The sequence below is a fragment of the Duganella radicis genome, from assembly GCF_009720825.1.
In the GTDB taxonomy this organism is placed as follows: Bacteria; Pseudomonadota; Gammaproteobacteria; order Burkholderiales; family Burkholderiaceae_D; genus Rugamonas; species Rugamonas radicis.
This window is the reverse complement of record NZ_WNKY01000014.1, coordinates 83,510-100,306: the sequence shown is the minus strand read 5'-3', so window position 1 is coordinate 100,306 and position 16,797 is coordinate 83,510. Positions and strand designations below refer to the sequence as shown.

Genomic DNA, 16,797 nt, shown 5'->3' with positions numbered 1-16,797 from the left:
CCCGGTTATTTGCGCAGCAGTTCGCCGCCGGTGCACAGCAGCGTGGCCTTGATGATCTCGTCCTCGCGGTCGATCACCAGTTTGTCTTCCTTGTCGATGATGAGCTTGAGGAAGTCCAGCACATTGCGCGCATACAGCGCCGAGGCGTCGGCCGCCACATGGGTGGCCAGGTCCGGCTCGCCGACGATGTGCACGCCATGCTTGACCACCGTCTTGTTCAGCTCCGACAGCGGGCAGTTGCCGCCCTGCGATACCGCCAGGTCGACGATCACCGAGCCCGGCTTCATGGCCTTCACGGTGTCTTCGGAAATCAGCACCGGCGCCGGGCGGCCCGGTATCAGCGCGGTGGTGATGATGACGTCGGCCAGCTTGGCGCGTTCATGCACCAGCTCCGCCTGACGGCGCATCCAGTCGGCCGGCATCGGGCGGGCATAGCCGCCCACGCCCTGCGCGATCTCCTTTTCCTCATCGGTCAGGTAAGGCACGTCGATGAACTTGGCGCCCAGCGACTCCACCTGCTCCTTCACCGGCGGCCGCACGTCGGACGCCTCGATCACCGCGCCAAGCCGCTTGGCGGTGGCGATGGCCTGCAAACCGGCCACGCCCACGCCCATGATCAGCACCCGCGCCGCCTTGACCGTGCCGGCCGCCGTCATCAGCATCGGCATGAAGCGCTGGTAGGTGTTGGCCGCCACCATCACCGCCTTGTAGCCGGCGATGTTGGCTTGCGACGACAGCACGTCCATCGACTGCGCGCGCGTGATGCGCGGCACCGCCTCCAGCGCGAAGGCCTGCAAGCCGGCCGTTGCCATGGCGGCATTGTTGTCCGCATCGAAAGGATTGAGCATGCCGATCACCACCGTCCCCGGCTTGATCAGGGCGCGCTCGTCTGCATTGGGGGCACGTACTTTGAGGATCACATCGGCTGCCCAGACCTCGCTGCCGGACACGATTTGTGCACCGGCAGCAGCATAGGCTTCATCGGTCACCGAGGCCGCCAGGCCCGCACCCGCCTGCACCAGAATCTGATGCTTGGCCGCCAGTTTCTTGACCGTTTCCGGAGTCGCCGCCACCCGGGTCTCACCCGGCCGAGTCTCGGCCGGTACGCTTATTCTCATGGTGCCTCCAAATGATTAATAAACTGACTACAATCTATCATGGATTTTTAGACCATGATACTTAATACTTAATTCTCTATAGCCACTGATTTCATCACATCAAGTATTACTATTTGTCATTAATTCGCCGGTATATTGAGCTAGCGCAAACCAAATGGCCGGAACAGGCTAAAATATCGGCTCTTTCAAGGATGACTCATGCCGCGTATCTGGAAACCCTCTGTTACTGTTGCCGCCATCGTCGAAAAAGATGGCAAGTTCCTGCTGATCGAAGAAGTGACCAGCGACGGCATCCGCATCAACCAGCCTGCCGGTCATCTGGACCCGTACGAATCCTTGCAGGAGGCGGTGATCCGCGAAACGCTGGAGGAAACGGCGTATGACTTCACGCCGACCGCGCTGGTGGGCATGTATATGTCGCGCTACACCTCCAACCGCACCGGCGAGGAAGTGACGTATCTGCGCTTCACTTTCTGCGGCTATCCGGGCAAACAGCATGACCGTCCGCTGGACGAAGGCATTTTGCGCACCATGTGGCTGACGCGCGACGAACTGGCCGCCTGCGCCGACCGTCACCGCAGCCCGACGGTGCTGCAATGCGTCGATGAATATCTGGCGGGCCGCCGCGCACCGCTGGAACTGGTACAAACACACGCTTCCGTCTACAAGGAAGCGGTTAGCACTGCGAATGGATAAGGAAGTATGAGCAACGGGTCGGGCAAAAAAAGGGTCGTTATCGGCATGTCGGGCGGGGTGGACTCCTCGGTCTCGGCGTGGCTGCTCAAGGAACAAGGCTATGAGGTCATCGGCCTGTTCATGAAGAACTGGGAAGACGACGACGACTCCGAATACTGCTCCACCCGCCAGGACTGGATCGACGCCGCCTCGGTGGCCGACGTGGTGGGTGTGGACATTGAAGCGGTCAACTTCGCCAGCGAATACAAGGACCGCGTGTTCGCCGACTTCCTGCGCGAGTACCAGGCCGGCCGCACGCCGAATCCGGATGTGCTGTGCAATGCCGAGATCAAATTCAAGGCCTTCCTCGACCACGCCATGTCGCTCGGCGCCGACCTGATCGCCACCGGCCACTACGCGCGCGTGCGCCAGAACGGCGGCAAGAGCGAGCTGCTCAAGGCGGTCGACCACACCAAGGACCAGAGCTACTTCCTGCACCGCCTGAACCAGGCGCAGTTGTCGCGCACCCTGTTCCCGCTGGGCGAGATTCCGAAGACCGAGGTGCGCAAGATCGCCGAGAAACTCAAGCTGCCGAATGCGGCCAAGAAGGATTCGACCGGCATCTGCTTCATCGGCGAGCGTCCATTCCGCGAGTTCTTGAACCGCTACCTGTCGTACAAACCGGGGCCGATGATGACGCCGGACGGCAAGGTGGTGGGCGAGCACGTGGGCCTGTCGTTCTACACGCTGGGCCAGCGCAAGGGCATCGGCGTGGGCGGCGTGAAGTCCTATCAGAATGCCGACGGCTCCAGCGACGCCTGGTATGTGGCGCGCAAGGACGTGGCCAACAACGTGCTGTACATCGTGCAGGGCCATGACCATCCGTGGCTGCTGTCGTCGTCGCTGCGCGCCGACCAGGCCAGCTGGATCGCCGGCGAGGCGCCGGAGGCGCGCGCGCTGTCGGCCAAGACGCGCTATCGCCAGGCCGACGTGGCGTGCGAAATCGCGCCGGACGGCCAGTCCGACTTCGCACTCAAATTCATGGATGCCCAGTGGGCGGTCACGCCGGGCCAGTCGGCGGTGCTGTACGATGGTGAGGTCTGCCTTGGCGGCGGCATCATCGACAGCTCGGTGTTCGCGGCTTAATCGCTGGCTGGCGGCGGCGCTTCGCCGGCGGCTTTCTCCATGGCGGCGCGCTGGCGCTTGACCATGGCAATCACCACATTGCGGATCGTATTCAGGACCGTGTCGGCCTTGAACGGCTTGACGATAAAGCCGCTCACGCCCATCGCGTGCGCGGTTTGAATGGTGGCCGCATCCAGTTCGCTGGACACCATGAAGATCAGGGTCTTCGGCCAGTTGGTGCGGATCTCGCGGATCGCTTCCTCTTCGTTTTCAATCTGCTCGCGGGCGATGCAGACAATGTGCGGGTGATGTTTGATCAGCTGCACCATGGCGCTGGCGCAGGTATGGGTGGCGCCCACCACGTCGTAGCCGCCATCCAGCAGCACGGTGTTGAGCAAGCCGCGGGCGACGGCGCTGGGATCGATAACGACTGCTTTTAACATCTTGCAAACCTTGTTATTAGTGGGACCAGGCCAGCATGTTCCAGCTCACGCCGACTTTCACGTCCGTTTTCAACTGTACCAGTTGTCGAGAAAGATACAGCATTTCGCGTTCTTTTCGTAGTCTTTCGCCCAGCGTGTCCTTCAGAATGCCGGCGCCGGCCATGATGGCGTCCAGAGTGCCGTATGTACGCAACAGTCGGGCGGCGGTTTTGACGCCGACCTTGGACACGCCGGGAATCGAATCGGTGACGTCGCCCATCAGCGCCAGCAGGTCGGGCAACTGGTCGGGCGGCACGCCCCACTTCTTTTCGACCCACGCGTGGTCGTGCCATTCGCTCTTGAAGTGATCCCACACGCGCGCGCCTTGCGCGATCAGGCCGTGCAGGTCCTTGTCGGTGGTGGCGATGGTGGCTTCGCCGCGGCCCTCGGCCAACCAGCGCAGCACCACCGTGCCGATCACATCATCCGCCTCCACCTCGGGCAGCGACACCACATGCATGCCGAAGCCGCGCAGCTTGTCGTAAAAACCCGGCAGCGCCTCGCGCAACGGCGACGGCATCGGCGCGCGGCCTTCGCGGTAGCCGGCGTACAAATCGTGACGCCAGGTGCGGCCGCCGAAATCGAAGGCCGGCAGCACATGGGTGGGATCGTGGTCGTGCAGCAGGGTGCGGAACGACGACAGCGCATGGCGCAGCGCGATGTCCGCCTTCTCGGCGCTATCAGGTTCGGGACTGGCTTCGTAGACACGGCGCACAATATTGAGGCCGTCGATGGCAAGGAGTCTACCCATGCTCAACATCATCAGGTTTAATCAAGCCGCCATTCTAACCGACTGGGCTGATAGCTTCGCATGAGGCAGCGCAAAGTCCGACCAGACATCGGTTGCGGCCCTTGGGGAAAGGCGTAACATCAAACGACACCTCACCACGAAGGAGAACATCATGTGGCCCACCATGACACTGGAAGCATTCCTGGCAAATCCCCTCGCAGCGATTCGCGAAATTGCATCCTCTAAAAAAGTATATTTCATCACCGAGAATGGTGAACCGATACTCGATGTCCGCCCCTGGAGATCCGTCCCCATCGAGAAACTCCGCGGCAGCGTAATTTACTGCGGAGACGTCGTTACCCCGGTTGAAGACCCGTTCCGATGATTCTGCTCGATACACATACGTTGATATGGTGGTTTGATAACGATCCCCGGCTTTCTGTTGCCGCCAAACGTGTCATTGAGACCGAACTGCAAACCGGACTCATCGGAATATCATCCTTTTCCTGCTGGGAAGTCGCCCTATTGGTCTCACGAAGGAAAATCCGCCTATCGGATGAGATACGCGCCTGGCTGGGGGCGCTTGAGGCCCTCAACCCGGTGCGCTTCATCCCCGTCGACAACAACATTGCCGTAACCTCAATCTACCTCCCCCTTGGGCTGAATAACGATCCGGCGGACCGGATCATCGTCGCCACGGCCATGCAGCTCAACATTCCTATCGTTACCACTGACGCTCAGATACGGGCTTATCCGCACGTGCAGACCATCTGGTAGCTTATTTCAGCAGCTCGTAAGGGCCGCCGCGTTCGAGGGCGCGCTGGAAAGCCGGGCGACTGTGGATGCGTTTGAGGAAGGCGCTCAGGTTCGGGCGCTTTTCGTCCAGCCCGCCGCGCGCGGAGGCGGCTTCCAGCGGGAAGCTCATCTGGATGTCGGCCGCGCTGAATTCGGCGCCGGCAAACCACGGGAACTTGTTCAGTTCCGCCTCCAGGTAATCGAGGTGGCGCTCGATCTGCGGCAGGATGTAGCTGCCCTTCACTTTCTGCGCGATGCCGCGCGCGATCGGCTTGACGAAGAAGGGCGCGGGGCTGGTCTCGACGCGGTCGAAAATCAGTTTCATCAGCAGCGGCGCCATGGCCGAGCCTTCGGCGTAGTGCAGGAAATAGGTCCAGCGACGGCGCTCCGCCGTGCCGGCCGACGGCACCAGGCGGCCGTTGCCGTAGGTGTCGATCAGGTACTCGACAATCGCGCCCGATTCCGCCACCACAATGTCGCCATCGCTGATCACCGGCGACTTGCCCAGCGGATGAACCGCCAGCAGCTCCGGCGGCGCCAGCATGGTCTTGGGATCGCGCTGGTAGCGCACGATCTCGTACTCCAGGCCCAGCTCTTCCAGCAACCAGAGCACCCGCTGCGAACGCGAATTATTGAGATGGTGGACAACGATCATGTGAGTATCCCGCGAAAAAAGAACGGCCGTGCGCCGCAACCCCGCTAGCTTAGCATTGTTGCCGCCGTCGCGCCCGCCTCCTCTTCCCGGGATATGGATTCCTTCGGGAAACAGCAGTACACTCGGCAGATCCACAGCCGTCGCCGGAGTACCCATGAATTTGCTGTCACCGCGTTACCTTGCCCTCAATGCCGCCGTTGTCACCCTGCTGGTCTCACTGGCGCTGGGGGCGCCGTGGGAAATCCCGGCGGTGGCCGCCGCCCTCACCGCCGTCGGCATCAGCGACCTGCTGCAAACCAGGCGCGCGCTGCGCCGCAATTACCCGATCATGGCGCACTTCCGCTTCTTCTTCGAATCGATCCGGCCGGAGATCCGCCAGTACTTCCTGGAAGACGACACGGTGGCCGAGCCGTTCTCGCGCAACCAGCGCAGCATCGTCTATCAGCGCGCCAAGCTCGACACCGACAAGCGCCCGTTCGGCACCCAGCTCGATGTGTATGCGCCGGGCTATGAATGGATCAACCACTCGATCGCGCCGGCGCCCGAGCAGGACCACGACTTCCGCATCACCATCGGCAACCATCCGGACTGCCCGCGCGCCCAGCCCTATTCGGCCAGCGTGTTCAACATCTCGGCCATGAGCTTTGGAGCACTGTCGGCCAACGCCATCAAGGCGTTGAACGGCGGCGCCAAACAGGGCGGCTTCATGCACGACACCGGCGAAGGCAGCATCAGCCCGCACCACCGCGAGAACGGCGGCGATCTGATCTGGGAAATCGGCTCCGGCTACTTCGGCTGCCGCAACGACGACGGCAGCTTCTCGGAAGAGAAGTTCGCCGCCAACGCGGCCTCGCCGCAGGTCAAGATGATCGAACTGAAAATGTCGCAGGGCGCCAAGCCGGGCCACGGCGGCGTGCTGCCGGCGGCCAAGATCACGCCGGAGATCGCCCTCACGCGCGGCGTGGCCATGGGGGTGGATTGCGTGTCGCCGTCGCGCCATTCCGCGTTCGGCACGCCGATTGAAATGCTGGAGTTTATCGAGCGCCTGCGCAATCTGAGCGGCGGCAAGCCGACCGGCTTCAAGCTGGCCATCGGCCATCCGTGGGAATTCTTCGGCATCGTCAAAGCCATGCTGGCGACTGGCATCGTGCCGGACTTCATCGTGGTCGATGGCGGCGAAGGCGGCACCGGCGCGGCGCCGGTGGAATTCACCGACCACGTCGGCACACCATTGCAAGAGGCGCTGCTGCTGGTGCATAACACGCTGGTGGGCGCCAACCTGCGCGACAAGATCAAGATCGGCGCCTCGGGCAAGATCATTACCGCGTTTGACATCGCGCGCACACTGGCGCTGGGGGCGGACTGGTGCAACTCGGCGCGCGGCTTCATGTTCGCGCTGGGCTGCATCCAATCGCAGAGCTGCCACACCGACCGTTGCCCGACCGGCGTCGCCACGCAGGACAAGAGCCGCCAGCGCGCACTGGTGGTGCCGGACAAAATCCAGCGCGTGGCCAACTTCCACGAGAACACCATGAAGGCCCTGGCGCAGCTGATCGCCGCCGCCGGCCTGACACATCCCTCCCAGCTGCGCCCACGCCACCTGGTGCGGCGCATCTCGGCCAATCAGGTGAAACTGGCCTCGACCCTGCTGCCATATCTGGAACCGGGCGAACTGCTGGACCCCAGCCAGCTCTCGCGCCTGCCACCCGTCTTCGGCCACTACTGGCCGATGGCGCAAGCAGAAACCTTCGACCCGTATTGCGGTTAAAGTCTATTCGGGAAACGGCACGTAGCCACGTTTGATGGCCCATTCGCGCAGCACGGCATTAATTCCCTGCTGCCAATCGTCGCCCTGACGCTTGAAGGCGTCAATGGTGGCCGCATCAAACTCCATCGTCAACGTGACGGTGGGCGAACCCGGCGGTGCCAGCAGCCGGCTCCGCCAAGGACGAAATTGCGCCAACTCGTCCGTCGTCAGCGCTGTGCATCTGGATCAGACAGTGCAGCCGCAGTGATAATTGCGTCCTCCTCCGGAGTGCAAAAAATTATCTTACGTTCTTTGTGATACATAACGTACTTCCTCCGACATTCTGGCCCGGCGCAAACTAATGATGCAAGGTATTTCCGTGATCGGTCTGTCCAAATGACAGCATCAGCCCAGTCCAATCCAGCGGCCGCAGATAGCGAAACGCCATGCTTACGCCGGTTGAGCTTGTCTTTCTTGGGATCGAAGGTGATCACCATTTTTCATCTTATCCGCAGAAATTGAGAAATCAATCGTCTGCGGACCAGATAAAACTGGCGGGCGAAGGCGGCCTTGCGTCGCCTCAGGAGTTAGCGCTGCACGTGCAGTTTGATGACGCGGTGGGTGGTGGTGTCGGGTTTGGCCGGCGTGGTGTCGCACGAGCCGCAACTGGAGCAGCCACCGTCGTCGCCGCATCCGCCGCCGCCCTGGATCTTGAAGAATTTGGCCAGCCTGATTTCATCGAAGCCGCGCTTGGCCAGCGTGTAGACGATGCGCTTGCGCCAGCCCACCGGCAGGTATTTGGTGCTGAAGTGCAGCAGTGCCGCCGCCACGATCAACGCTACGATAATCTCTTGCCACATATTAGCCTCCCAATACGGCCAGCGAAATCCGGTAAGTCAGGAACGACGCGGTGTACGCCAGCGCGAACATATAGCCGGCCATCAGCAGCGCATAGCGCGTGCCGCCGGTCTCGCGGCGCACCACCGACAACGTCGACATGCACTGCGGCGCAAACACGTACCACGCCAGCAGCGACAAGGCGGTCGGCAGCGCCCACGACGCCGCGATGATCGGTTCCAGCGACTGCGCCAGTTCCTCGCCGCTCTGCGACAGCGCGTACACCGTGCCCAGCGCGCCCACCGCCACTTCGCGCGCGGCCAGGCCCGGCACCAGCGCAATGCAGATCTGCCAGTTGAAGCCGATCGGCGCGAAGATGTATTCCAGACCGCGGCCCAGGATGCCCGCCAGGCTGTAGTAGATAGGCGGATGGGTCGCGCCTTCCGGTGCGCCCGGGAAGGAGCTCAGGAACCACAGCAGCACCATCAAGGTCAGGATCACCGTACCCACGCGGGTCAGGAAGATCTTGGCGCGCTCCCACAGGCCCAGCGCCAGATTCTGCATGTGCGGCCAGTGGTAGGCCGGCAGCTCCAGCATCAGTGGCTGTTTCTGGTTGGCGCCCAGCGCGCGCTTGAAGAAGTACGCCACCGCCATCGCCGAGAAGATGCCGGCGAAGTACAGCGCAAACAGCACCAGCCCTTGCAGGCTGAGGAAGCCATACACTTCGCGCTCCGGAATGAAGGCCGCGATGATCAGCGCATACACCGGCAGGCGCGCCGAGCACGTCATCAGCGGCGCGATCATGATGGTCACCAGACGGTCGCGCGGATTCTGAATCGTGCGCGCCGCCATCACGCCCGGAATCGCGCAGGCGAAGCTGGACAGCAGCGGAATGAAGGCGCGGCCCGACAAGCCCACGCCGCCCATCAGGCGATCCAGCAGGAAGGCCGCGCGCGGCAGGTAGCCGCAATCTTCCAGCACCAGAATGAAGAAGAACAAAATCAGAATCTGCGGCAGGAACACCAGCACGTTGCCGGTGCCGCTCAGGATGCCGTCCACCAGCAGGCCGCGCAGCACGCCGTCCGGCATCGCCTCGCGCACCACCGAGCCGAGGTGGCCAACACTGTCCTTGATGAAGTCCATGGCCGGCGTGGCCCAGGTGAACACCGCCTGGAACACCAGGAACATCAGCACCGCCAGAATGATCGGCCCCAGCACCGGATGCAGCACCACGTTGTCGACCTTCTCGGTCATGGTGTCGTCGGTATGCGGCGGTGCGCTCACCACCAGATCGAGGATGCGGCGCACTTCGCGCTGGGTGTCTTCCACGCTGACCGCGTCGATGGCCGACAGCGGATGCGGCCTGGTCTCCGGCAGCGGCCACATCTGGTCCAGCGCGCGCAGCAGCGACTTCTCGCCGCCGGCCTGCACCGCCACGGTTTCCACCACCGGCATGCCCAGCTCCAGCGCCAGCTGGTCGGCGTCGATGCTGATGCCGCGTTTTTTAGCGACGTCGACCATGTTCAGCGCCAGGATCATTGGCAGGCCCAGGCGTTTAATCTCCAGCACCAGGCGCAGATTCAGACGCAGGTTGGTGGCGTTGACCACGCACACCACCACGTCCGGCGCCGCCTCGCCCTTGCGCAGGCCGGCCACCACGTCGCGCGTGATTTCCTCGTCCGGCGTGTGGGCCGACAAACTGTAAGCGCCCGGCAAATCCAGCACGCGGAAGCCGTTGCCGGCGATGGTGGTGAACGCGCCTTCCTTGCGCTCAATGGTCACGCCGGCGTAGTTCGCCACTTTCTGGCGCGCGCCGGTCAGGCGGTTGAACAAGGCGGTCTTGCCGCAATTGGGATTGCCCAGCAGCGCCATCATCGGCGTGCGGGACGTGACCGGCGCTTGTGGCGCCACGTTTTCTACTGCACCCATTATTTATTCCGGTTGAATCGAAACCAGCGCTGCCTCAAAGCGGCGCAATGCAAAAGTGGAGTTGCCGACCTTGATCGCCAACGGTTCGCCGCCCGGCATGCCGCGCTTGAGCATGCGGATTTTCTCGCCGGGCACAAAGCCCAGTTCCATCAGGCGGCGCGCCAGATGGACGCCGCCATCGTCGGCCGCGCCGGGCGCAACATGCACCACAGTGGCAGAGGCGCCCACCTTGAGGGTATCGAGAGTAATGAGGGGGGCAGCGTGCGTCATGGGTAATTTCCGGCTGGAATCTGATACTACCATTATAAACGGTAATGCGAATGACTTCTATTTAGCTTGCATACCGCTGAACTTTCGGGCAGTATACGATTAATGATAATGATTCGCATTAAGTTGATAGCAATCATGTCAGGAATGCCTTAACCGAATCTTAGCCAGAAGGTGCATCAATGATTGTTTGTGTTTGCAACAACATCTCCGATCGCGAAATCCGTCAAGCCATGGATCTGGGTATCACGTCGATGGACGAACTGCGCGATGCGCTGGGCGTGGCCACCTGCTGCGGCCAATGCTTCTCCTGCGCCGAAGAAATCCTCACCGAACACCTGGCCGCCCAGGCCGCCGCGGAAATCAAAGAAACCGTGCTGAAACGCCCGGCCTTCGCCAACTAATGAACAGCATGACCTACAGCCCGGCGGCCACGCTGTCCGGCGGCGACTTCCAGCGCCGCGGGCGCAAGCTGGCGCCGATGGCCGCCATCGCCGTAGGTCACGTCGCATTGTTTTACCTGGCCTATTCCGGCATGCTGCGCACGGTCACGCACGCCATCATGCCGCAGGTGGTGAATGTCACGTTCGTGGCCGCGCCCGAGCCGTTGAAAGCGCCGCCGCCACCGAAAGTGGTGCCGCTGGTGCAGCCGAAGCAAACCTTCGTGCCGCCGCCGCCGCAAGTGAATATCGTCCAGACCGAACCCACCATCACCCTGCCGCCGCCGCAACCGCGTGCCAGCGAGCCGGCGCCGGCCGTGGCTGCCGCGCCGTCGGCACAGCCGGCACCACCGGCGCCGCCGCAACCGTCGGCGCCAAAAACCGTCTCGGGCGTGGAGTATGTGCGCGCGCCGCAGCCGGTGTATCCCAGCATTTCGCGCCGCATGGGCGAAACCGGCACTGTGATGCTGCGCGTGCTGATCGGGGAAAAGGGAACGGCGGAACAGGTGACGGTGCAGAAATCGTCCGGTTCCAGCAATCTGGATGAAGCCGGCCGCCAGGCTGTGCTGCGCTCGCTGTACAAGCCGCATATCGAGGACGGCAAGGCCATCCCCGTGTACGCGCTGGTGCCTATCACCTTCCAGCTGGGTTAAAGATCCAGCCTGCCCTCGATGGAGTCGTCCATCGTCTTACCGATCACGGCGCCGATCAGCATCTTGACGCTGGCCACCGCCTTGCCGTGCTTGGTATCCCAATAGTAGCCATAGGTCGGCGCGAACTTGATCAGCGTGATGCGCGGATCGTCTTCGCCGCCGGTGAACCAGGTCTTCATGGTGAAGCTCCACAGCTCCTTGACCTTGACCGGGTCGCGCAGCACGGTGGCGATCCCTTCCAGATGCATGAACTCGGAATGGGCCGAGCCCTGGAAGTACAGCGTGGCCGAGGGATCGGCCGCCAGTTCCACATTCTTCAGACTGTCGCTGGCCGAGATGAACCACAGGTTGCCGAGGTTATCGACTTGCAGCGCCGTCATCGGCCGGGCGTCGCCGGGGCCGCCATGGGCATCGTTGGTGCAGAAGAAGCAGCCGGGCGTGCTGTCGACAAATTCGCGGATCTTGCGCACGGCGTCTTCGCCGATCAGATCCTGGTGGTTTGATTCTACTTGGTTGGCATTGATGGAATCCATGGCTAGCTCCTTAGTTGAGCTTCCATGTTAGCTATCCAGGCGCTGGCGCACTGTGGGTTGCCGCACGCTGCGAATGCTAATAGTTTTCATTAGCTCCAATATTTTCAGGCCGGGGATATTGATACACTTTGACGTGAAATCCTTGGCAATCGCTACACGTTGACAGTCCGTTCATGGCAAAATGCCGCTATTCCGTAACCACTTAGAAAGCCAGTCATGAAGGGCGACCAAGAAGTCATCCGCTTGCTGAATGCACAGCTGACCAACGAACTCACTGCCATCAACCAATACTTCCTGCATGCGCGCATGTACAAGCACTGGGGTCTGGAAAAGATCGGCAAGAAAGAATACGAAGAATCGATCGGCGAAATGAAACACGCCGACAAACTGATCGACCGCATCCTGATGCTGGACGGCCTGCCTAACCTGCAAGCCATGCACAAGATCATGATCGGCGAGAACACCGAAGAGATGATCAACTGCGATCTGAAACTGGAACGCGGCGCGCAGATCACCGTCAAGGAGGGCATCGCCGCCGCAGAGAAGGCCGCCGACTACGTGTCGCGCGACCTGCTGCTGATGATCCTCGAAGACACCGAAGAACACATCGACTGGCTGGAAACGCAGCTGGACCTGATCGGCAAGATCGGCATCCAGAATTACCTGCAAAGCCAGATGAACGAAGAGTAAGACCGAGCGCCAGCGATTTCAAGCTGGCGTTTTTTTTATCTTCACCATCAACACAGCCACTGCGCCGCACAACATCAGCACGCCGGCCAGGCGGATCACATTCTCCGGATTCCCACCCAGCAGGCTGCGGTAGTACAGCGGCAGCGTAAAGATCTGGATGATCATCGGGATCACGATGAACATATTGAAGATGCCCATATAGACACCGGTGCGCTCCGGCGGTATGCAGCCCGCCAGCATCACATACGGATTACCCATGATGCTGGCCCATGCCAGCCCGATGCCCACCATCGGCACATACAGCAGCGCCGGCGTGTGAATCATCGGGATGCTCATCATGGCCACGCCGGCCAGTGCCAGACACACACTGTGCGTGATCTTCGGACCATGGCGGCGCGTGAACGGCACCAGCGCCAGCGCCCCCACGAACGCGATGAAGTTGTAGAACGCGCCCACCTGCCCCGCCAGCAGCCCGGCATCGCGGAAGCCTTGCGAGGCCTGGTCGGTGGTGCCGTAGAGGGTGGTCGACAGCGACAGCATGATGTACTGCCAATAGCAGAACATGGCGTACCACTGGAACAGCTTCACCCACGCCAGCTGGCGCATGGTGGACGGCATCTCGCGCACGGCGCTGGCGATGTCGCCCAGCGCGTGGCGCCAGCCGGCCGGCTTGGCGCGCATGGCTTGCAGCTCGGCCTCGGTGAGCGGATTTTCCTTGGTGGTCTTCAAAGTCCACAGCACGGAGCTGATCGAGAACACCGCGCCGATCATGAAGGCAACGATCACGATGTGCGGAATATGGCTGCCGTTGACCGCGTCCTTGTTCATGCCCAGCCAGACCAGCAGCGATGGTGTGAGATAGGCCAGCGTTTGCCCCAGGCCGGTGAAGGCGCTTTGCGTCAGGAAGCCGATCGAATGCTGCTCCGGTTGCAGCTTGTCGCTGACGAAGGCGCGGTACGGTTCCATGGTGACGTTGTTGGCCGCGTCCAGTATCCACAGCAGGCTGGCCGCCATCCACAGCGTAGGGCTGAACGGCATCGCCAGCAGGCCAAGACTGCACAGGATGGCACCGATCAGGAAGTATGGCGTGCGCCGTCCCCAGCGCGTGATGGTGCGGTCGCTCATGGCGCCGATCAGCGGTTGCACCAGCAGTCCGGTCATCGGACCGGCCAGCCACAGATAGGGCAGGCTGGCTTCATCGGCACCGAGGTATTTGTAGATGGGGCTCATGCTGCTCTGTTGCAGGCCGAAGCTGAACTGGATGCCGAAGAATCCGATGTTCATGTTCACGATCTGCCAGAACGACAGGCGCGGCTTCATGCGATGGCTCCTTCGCGCCAGCGTGCGATCCACGGCGTGTAGAAGCCGATATCGGCCGGCACCGCGCCGGAGATGCCGCAAATGGCGCCGGCAAAGGCGTTGGCGCGCGCCAGCGTGAGCGAGAGCGGCCAGCCTTGCGATTGGCCGAACAGGAACACGGCGGAGAAGGCGTCGCCGGCGCCCACCGTGTCGACGATGCGTTCAGGGGCGTGGCATTCGTGATTGGCGGTGACCGTGCCGTCGGCGGCGAAGTGCATTGCGCCGCGCTCGCCCAGCGTGACGATCAGGCCTTGCAGGTCGAAGGTACGCATCAGGGTCTGGCAAGCGTCACGCATGTCGGCTGGCTGCGTGTGTGTGTACCATTTGAACAGGTCTTGCAGCTCGTCCTCGTTGACCTTGACGATATCGGCCAGCTTGAGCGACTCGTGGGCGATGCGTTCGGTGACCTGGCCTTCGCGCACGTTGAGGTCGAGGTAGCGCTGTGCCTTGCTGGCTTCCAGCATGGCACGCAAGGTGCTGCGCGATTGTTCGTGGCGCTGCGCCATGGTGCCGAAGTAAATCACCTGCGGTTGCGCGTCCGCCAGTGCTTGTAGTGCCGGCACGGTTTCAACGTAATCGTAAGCCTGGTCGGGCAGGATGATGAAGCGGTGGCCGCTGGCATCGCGCTCGACCACCACGCGGCCCGTGGCCTCGCGTTCGTCGATTTGCAGCGCGGCTTCGCTCATGCCGAAGCGTGTAAATTCGTTGCGCAGCAAGGCGCCGTTCTTGTCGGCGCCGATGCGCGTGACCATCAGGGTGGCGACGCCGAATGCGGCGAGGTTGCGCGCCACGTTGAATGGCGCGCCGCCCACCACCTGCTCGGTGATGAAATCGTCGACCAGTGCTTCGCCGAAGACGGCGATGGTGTGTTGACTCATGCTGTCGCTCCACGTTCCAGCCAATGCATTGCATACGGTTCCAGCGTGACCGCGCCATCCAGTATGCGCCCGTCGAGGCAGTCGGTCCACTGCCCTTGCAGCGCATAGCTTTGCGGCTGGCTGGAGAAGTTCATCAAGGTGACAAAACGCTCGCCGCGCGTTAGCGCCAGCATGCCATCCGGCGCATCGGCCAGCAGCGTGCGTGGCGCGTTGGCCGCCAGCGCCTCATGCCGGCGGCGTGCGTCCAGCAGGCGGCGCAGCGACTGATACATGTTCGCCGCCGCTGAACGGCCGCCGTCGCCATCGCCGTCGCCGGTGTGGGCATCCCCCTCGCCGCGCTGCCGCCAGCGCTCGTCGTCGAATCGCGGACGCTGGAGCCAGCGGCTGTCCATCGCGTGCTGCGGGCGATGCTGGTAGCTGTAATCATTCGTCATTGCCAGCTCGTCGCCCATGTACAGCACCGGCAGCGCGCCAAAGCTCAGCGCCAGGCCGTGCAAGAGCAGCAGGCGACGCATGGCCAGTTCGCGTTCCTCTTCGCTGCCGGCGGTTTCCAGCCCCGCCAGCGAGGCGGCCGAGCCGTTGCTGCCATGTGCCGCGTTCGGATCGGTGCTCTGGAATGCCGCGCCCGACGCATAGCTGCCTTCGGCGCCAGCAAAGAAGCGCGAGGCGCGTGCCAGCCGCGCGTTCGCATCGCTACCGTCGGCGCCGGCTTCCGCGCGCAACACGTTCCAGCCAATGTCGTCGTGACAGCGCACGTAGCTGAGCCACGTTGCCGCCGGCGGCAGCTCCGGCGTGTTGCGGATTACCTCGCGCAACGCGCTGGTTCCCTGCTCGGACAGGGCCAGCCAGCTGGCCGCCATCAGGCTGCTGTGATAGGCGATGTGGCATTCGCGCGCATCGGCACTGCCCAGATACGCCGGCAACTCACGCGTCGGCACAATGGCCTCCGCCTTGAGCAGCACGCCCGGCGCCACGATATCGACAATCGCGCGCAAGGCTTGCAGGATCTGGTGCGCCTCCGGCTGATTCATGCTGTTGGTGCCTTCGCGCTTCCAAAGGAAGGCGGTGGAATCCAGGCGGAATACCTCGATGCCGCGATTCGCCAGCCGCAGCATGGCCGCCGCCATCGCCGCGAACACCGCCGGATTGGCGTAGTTCAGATCCCACTGATACGGATAGAAGGTGCTCCACACCCAGCCGCCCAGCGCCGGCGTGAAATTGCCCGGCGCTACTTGAGGGAAGACCTGGCCCAGCGTACGCTCGTAGCGGTCCGGCATCTCGCGGTCCGGATAGACCAGGAACATGGCGCGCGCCGCCGCATCGCCAGCTTTGGCAGCGATGGCCCACGCATGATCGTCCGCCACGTGGTTCAGAATGAAGTCCGAACACAGGCTGATACCGGCCGCGCGCAGCTGCGCGGTCAGCGCATCCAGATCGGCATTGGTGCCCAGCGACGGTTCAACGTCATCAAAGCTGGACACCGCAAAGCCGCCGTCATTCTCACCGTCGCGGGCACGCAGGAACGGCAGCAGATGCAGATAGCTGACGCCCATCTCCTGCAAGTACGGAATGCGCGCCGCCACGCCATTCAGATCGCCGCCGAAGTTCTGCACATACGCGCAGTAGCCCAGCATGCGCTGGCTGAGGAACCAGTCCGGCTGCGCCGCGCGCCGTTCGTCCTGCGCGCGCAGCTCCGCCGGACGCGCGGCGTACAGCGCGCCCAGCGACGCCATCAACTCGTCCAGCCAGGCGTCGAAGTTGGCGTGCCCGCCGTACAAGCCGGCCAGCAGCCGGCGCAGCACCGGCTCGTTGGCGGCCAGGCGCTGCGCGGCTTGCGGCCGCAGTTCCTCGGGCAGGACCGCAAGCATGCGGTCCGTCATGACA

General features: G+C 62.7%; 20 protein-coding genes. 8 read left to right on the top strand and 12 right to left on the bottom strand.

Annotated elements, in window-relative coordinates; genetic code table 11:
• Positions 1–5 precede the first annotated feature (5 nt).
• Complete coding sequence (locus GM676_RS14890) at positions 6–1,118, bottom strand: Re/Si-specific NAD(P)(+) transhydrogenase subunit alpha (RefSeq protein ID WP_155464435.1); 1,113 nt, start codon at positions 1,116–1,118, stop codon at positions 6–8.
• 198 nt (positions 1,119–1,316) lie between these two features.
• Here GM676_RS14890 and GM676_RS14885 point away from each other — a divergent pair, with 198 nt between their 5' ends.
• Positions 1,317–1,814 carry an NUDIX hydrolase gene (locus GM676_RS14885; protein ID WP_155464433.1) on the top strand — a complete coding sequence of 166 codons (498 nt, stop codon included), beginning with the start codon at positions 1,317–1,319 and terminating at the stop codon, positions 1,812–1,814.
• Positions 1,815–1,820: 6 nt separating this feature from the next.
• Positions 1,821–2,939 (top strand): tRNA 2-thiouridine(34) synthase MnmA, encoded by a 1,119-nt coding sequence (gene mnmA, locus GM676_RS14880; protein ID WP_155464431.1) that lies wholly within the window; start codon positions 1,821–1,823, stop codon positions 2,937–2,939.
• Here mnmA and GM676_RS14875 read toward each other — a convergent pair.
• Complete coding sequence (locus GM676_RS14875) at positions 2,936–3,361, bottom strand: ANTAR domain-containing response regulator (protein ID WP_155464430.1); 426 nt, start codon at positions 3,359–3,361, stop codon at positions 2,936–2,938. The genes mnmA and GM676_RS14875 overlap by 4 nt on opposite strands.
• Positions 3,362–3,377: 16 nt before the next feature.
• The gene (locus GM676_RS14870; protein ID WP_155464429.1) at positions 3,378–4,151 is read right to left on the bottom strand and encodes a 5'-3' exonuclease; all 774 of its coding nucleotides are present in this window, start codon (positions 4,149–4,151) and stop codon (positions 3,378–3,380) included.
• A 151-nt stretch (positions 4,152–4,302) separates the two neighbouring features.
• Between GM676_RS14870 and GM676_RS14865 the strand changes: the two genes are divergently transcribed.
• Complete coding sequence (locus GM676_RS14865) at positions 4,303–4,515, top strand: hypothetical protein (RefSeq protein WP_155464428.1); 213 nt, start codon at positions 4,303–4,305, stop codon at positions 4,513–4,515.
• A complete protein-coding gene (locus GM676_RS14860) occupies positions 4,512–4,907 on the top strand; it encodes a type II toxin-antitoxin system VapC family toxin (RefSeq protein WP_155464427.1) in 396 nt (131 codons plus the stop codon). Before GM676_RS14865 ends, GM676_RS14860 begins: the two co-directional genes overlap by 4 nt.
• Before the next feature lies 1 nt (position 4,908).
• Here GM676_RS14860 and GM676_RS14855 read toward each other — a convergent pair whose 3' ends face one another.
• The gene (locus tag GM676_RS14855) at positions 4,909–5,580 is read right to left on the bottom strand and encodes a glutathione S-transferase (protein ID WP_155464426.1); all 672 of its coding nucleotides are present in this window, start codon (positions 5,578–5,580) and stop codon (positions 4,909–4,911) included.
• A 154-nt stretch (positions 5,581–5,734) separates the two neighbouring features.
• Between GM676_RS14855 and GM676_RS14850 the strand changes: the two genes are divergently transcribed.
• Positions 5,735–7,348, top strand: coding sequence for an FMN-binding glutamate synthase family protein (locus GM676_RS14850; RefSeq protein WP_211923236.1), 1,614 nt, complete (start codon positions 5,735–5,737; stop codon positions 7,346–7,348).
• Between the two features lie 3 nt (positions 7,349–7,351).
• Here GM676_RS14850 and GM676_RS32225 read toward each other — a convergent pair whose 3' ends face one another.
• From GM676_RS32225 to GM676_RS14825, 4 genes are all read right to left on the bottom strand, one after another.
• Positions 7,352–7,543 carry a BrnA antitoxin family protein gene (locus GM676_RS32225; RefSeq protein ID WP_229262698.1) on the bottom strand — a complete coding sequence of 64 codons (192 nt, stop codon included), beginning with the start codon at positions 7,541–7,543 and terminating at the stop codon, positions 7,352–7,354.
• A 371-nt stretch (positions 7,544–7,914) separates the two neighbouring features.
• Positions 7,915–8,187: a DUF6587 family protein gene (locus GM676_RS14835; RefSeq protein ID WP_211923235.1), complete on the bottom strand. Its 273-nt coding sequence runs from the start codon at positions 8,185–8,187 to the stop codon at positions 7,915–7,917.
• Between the two features lies 1 nt (position 8,188).
• Entirely contained in the window at positions 8,189–10,093 is a 1,905-nt protein-coding gene (gene feoB, locus GM676_RS14830) for a ferrous iron transporter B (protein ID WP_155464423.1), read from the bottom strand.
• Positions 10,094–10,096: 3 nt separating this feature from the next.
• Positions 10,097–10,363 (bottom strand): FeoA family protein, encoded by a 267-nt coding sequence (locus GM676_RS14825; protein WP_155464422.1) that lies wholly within the window; start codon positions 10,361–10,363, stop codon positions 10,097–10,099.
• Between the two features lie 179 nt (positions 10,364–10,542).
• Between GM676_RS14825 and GM676_RS14820 the strand changes: the two genes are divergently transcribed.
• Positions 10,543–10,764, top strand: coding sequence for a (2Fe-2S)-binding protein (locus tag GM676_RS14820; protein WP_155464421.1), 222 nt, complete (start codon positions 10,543–10,545; stop codon positions 10,762–10,764).
• A gap of 8 nt (positions 10,765–10,772) precedes the next feature.
• The gene (locus GM676_RS14815) at positions 10,773–11,453 is read left to right on the top strand and encodes an energy transducer TonB (RefSeq protein WP_170304301.1); all 681 of its coding nucleotides are present in this window, start codon (positions 10,773–10,775) and stop codon (positions 11,451–11,453) included.
• On the opposite strand, the gene GM676_RS14810 is transcribed toward GM676_RS14815, so the two are convergent.
• Complete coding sequence (locus GM676_RS14810; RefSeq protein WP_155464419.1) at positions 11,450–11,986, bottom strand: pyridoxamine 5'-phosphate oxidase family protein; 537 nt, start codon at positions 11,984–11,986, stop codon at positions 11,450–11,452. The two genes, GM676_RS14815 and GM676_RS14810, sit on opposite strands and share 4 nt — an antisense overlap.
• A 216-nt stretch (positions 11,987–12,202) precedes the next feature.
• Here GM676_RS14810 and bfr point away from each other — a divergent pair, with 216 nt between their 5' ends.
• Complete coding sequence (bfr, locus tag GM676_RS14805) at positions 12,203–12,676, top strand: bacterioferritin (protein ID WP_155464418.1); 474 nt, start codon at positions 12,203–12,205, stop codon at positions 12,674–12,676.
• An 18-nt stretch (positions 12,677–12,694) separates the two neighbouring features.
• On the opposite strand, the gene GM676_RS14800 is transcribed toward bfr, so the two are convergent.
• From GM676_RS14800 to GM676_RS14790, 3 genes are read right to left on the bottom strand one after another with little or no spacing between them, the layout of a single operon-like run.
• Positions 12,695–13,996, bottom strand: coding sequence for an MFS transporter (locus GM676_RS14800; RefSeq protein ID WP_155464417.1), 1,302 nt, complete (start codon positions 13,994–13,996; stop codon positions 12,695–12,697).
• Positions 13,993–14,913 carry a PfkB family carbohydrate kinase gene (locus GM676_RS14795; RefSeq protein ID WP_155464416.1) on the bottom strand — a complete coding sequence of 307 codons (921 nt, stop codon included), beginning with the start codon at positions 14,911–14,913 and terminating at the stop codon, positions 13,993–13,995. Before GM676_RS14795 ends, GM676_RS14800 begins: the two co-directional genes overlap by 4 nt.
• Entirely contained in the window at positions 14,910–16,781 is a 1,872-nt protein-coding gene (locus GM676_RS14790) for an alpha-amylase family glycosyl hydrolase (protein WP_229262697.1), read from the bottom strand. The genes GM676_RS14795 and GM676_RS14790 overlap by 4 nt, the downstream gene beginning before the upstream one ends.
• Between the last annotated feature and the right edge of the window lie 16 nt (positions 16,782–16,797).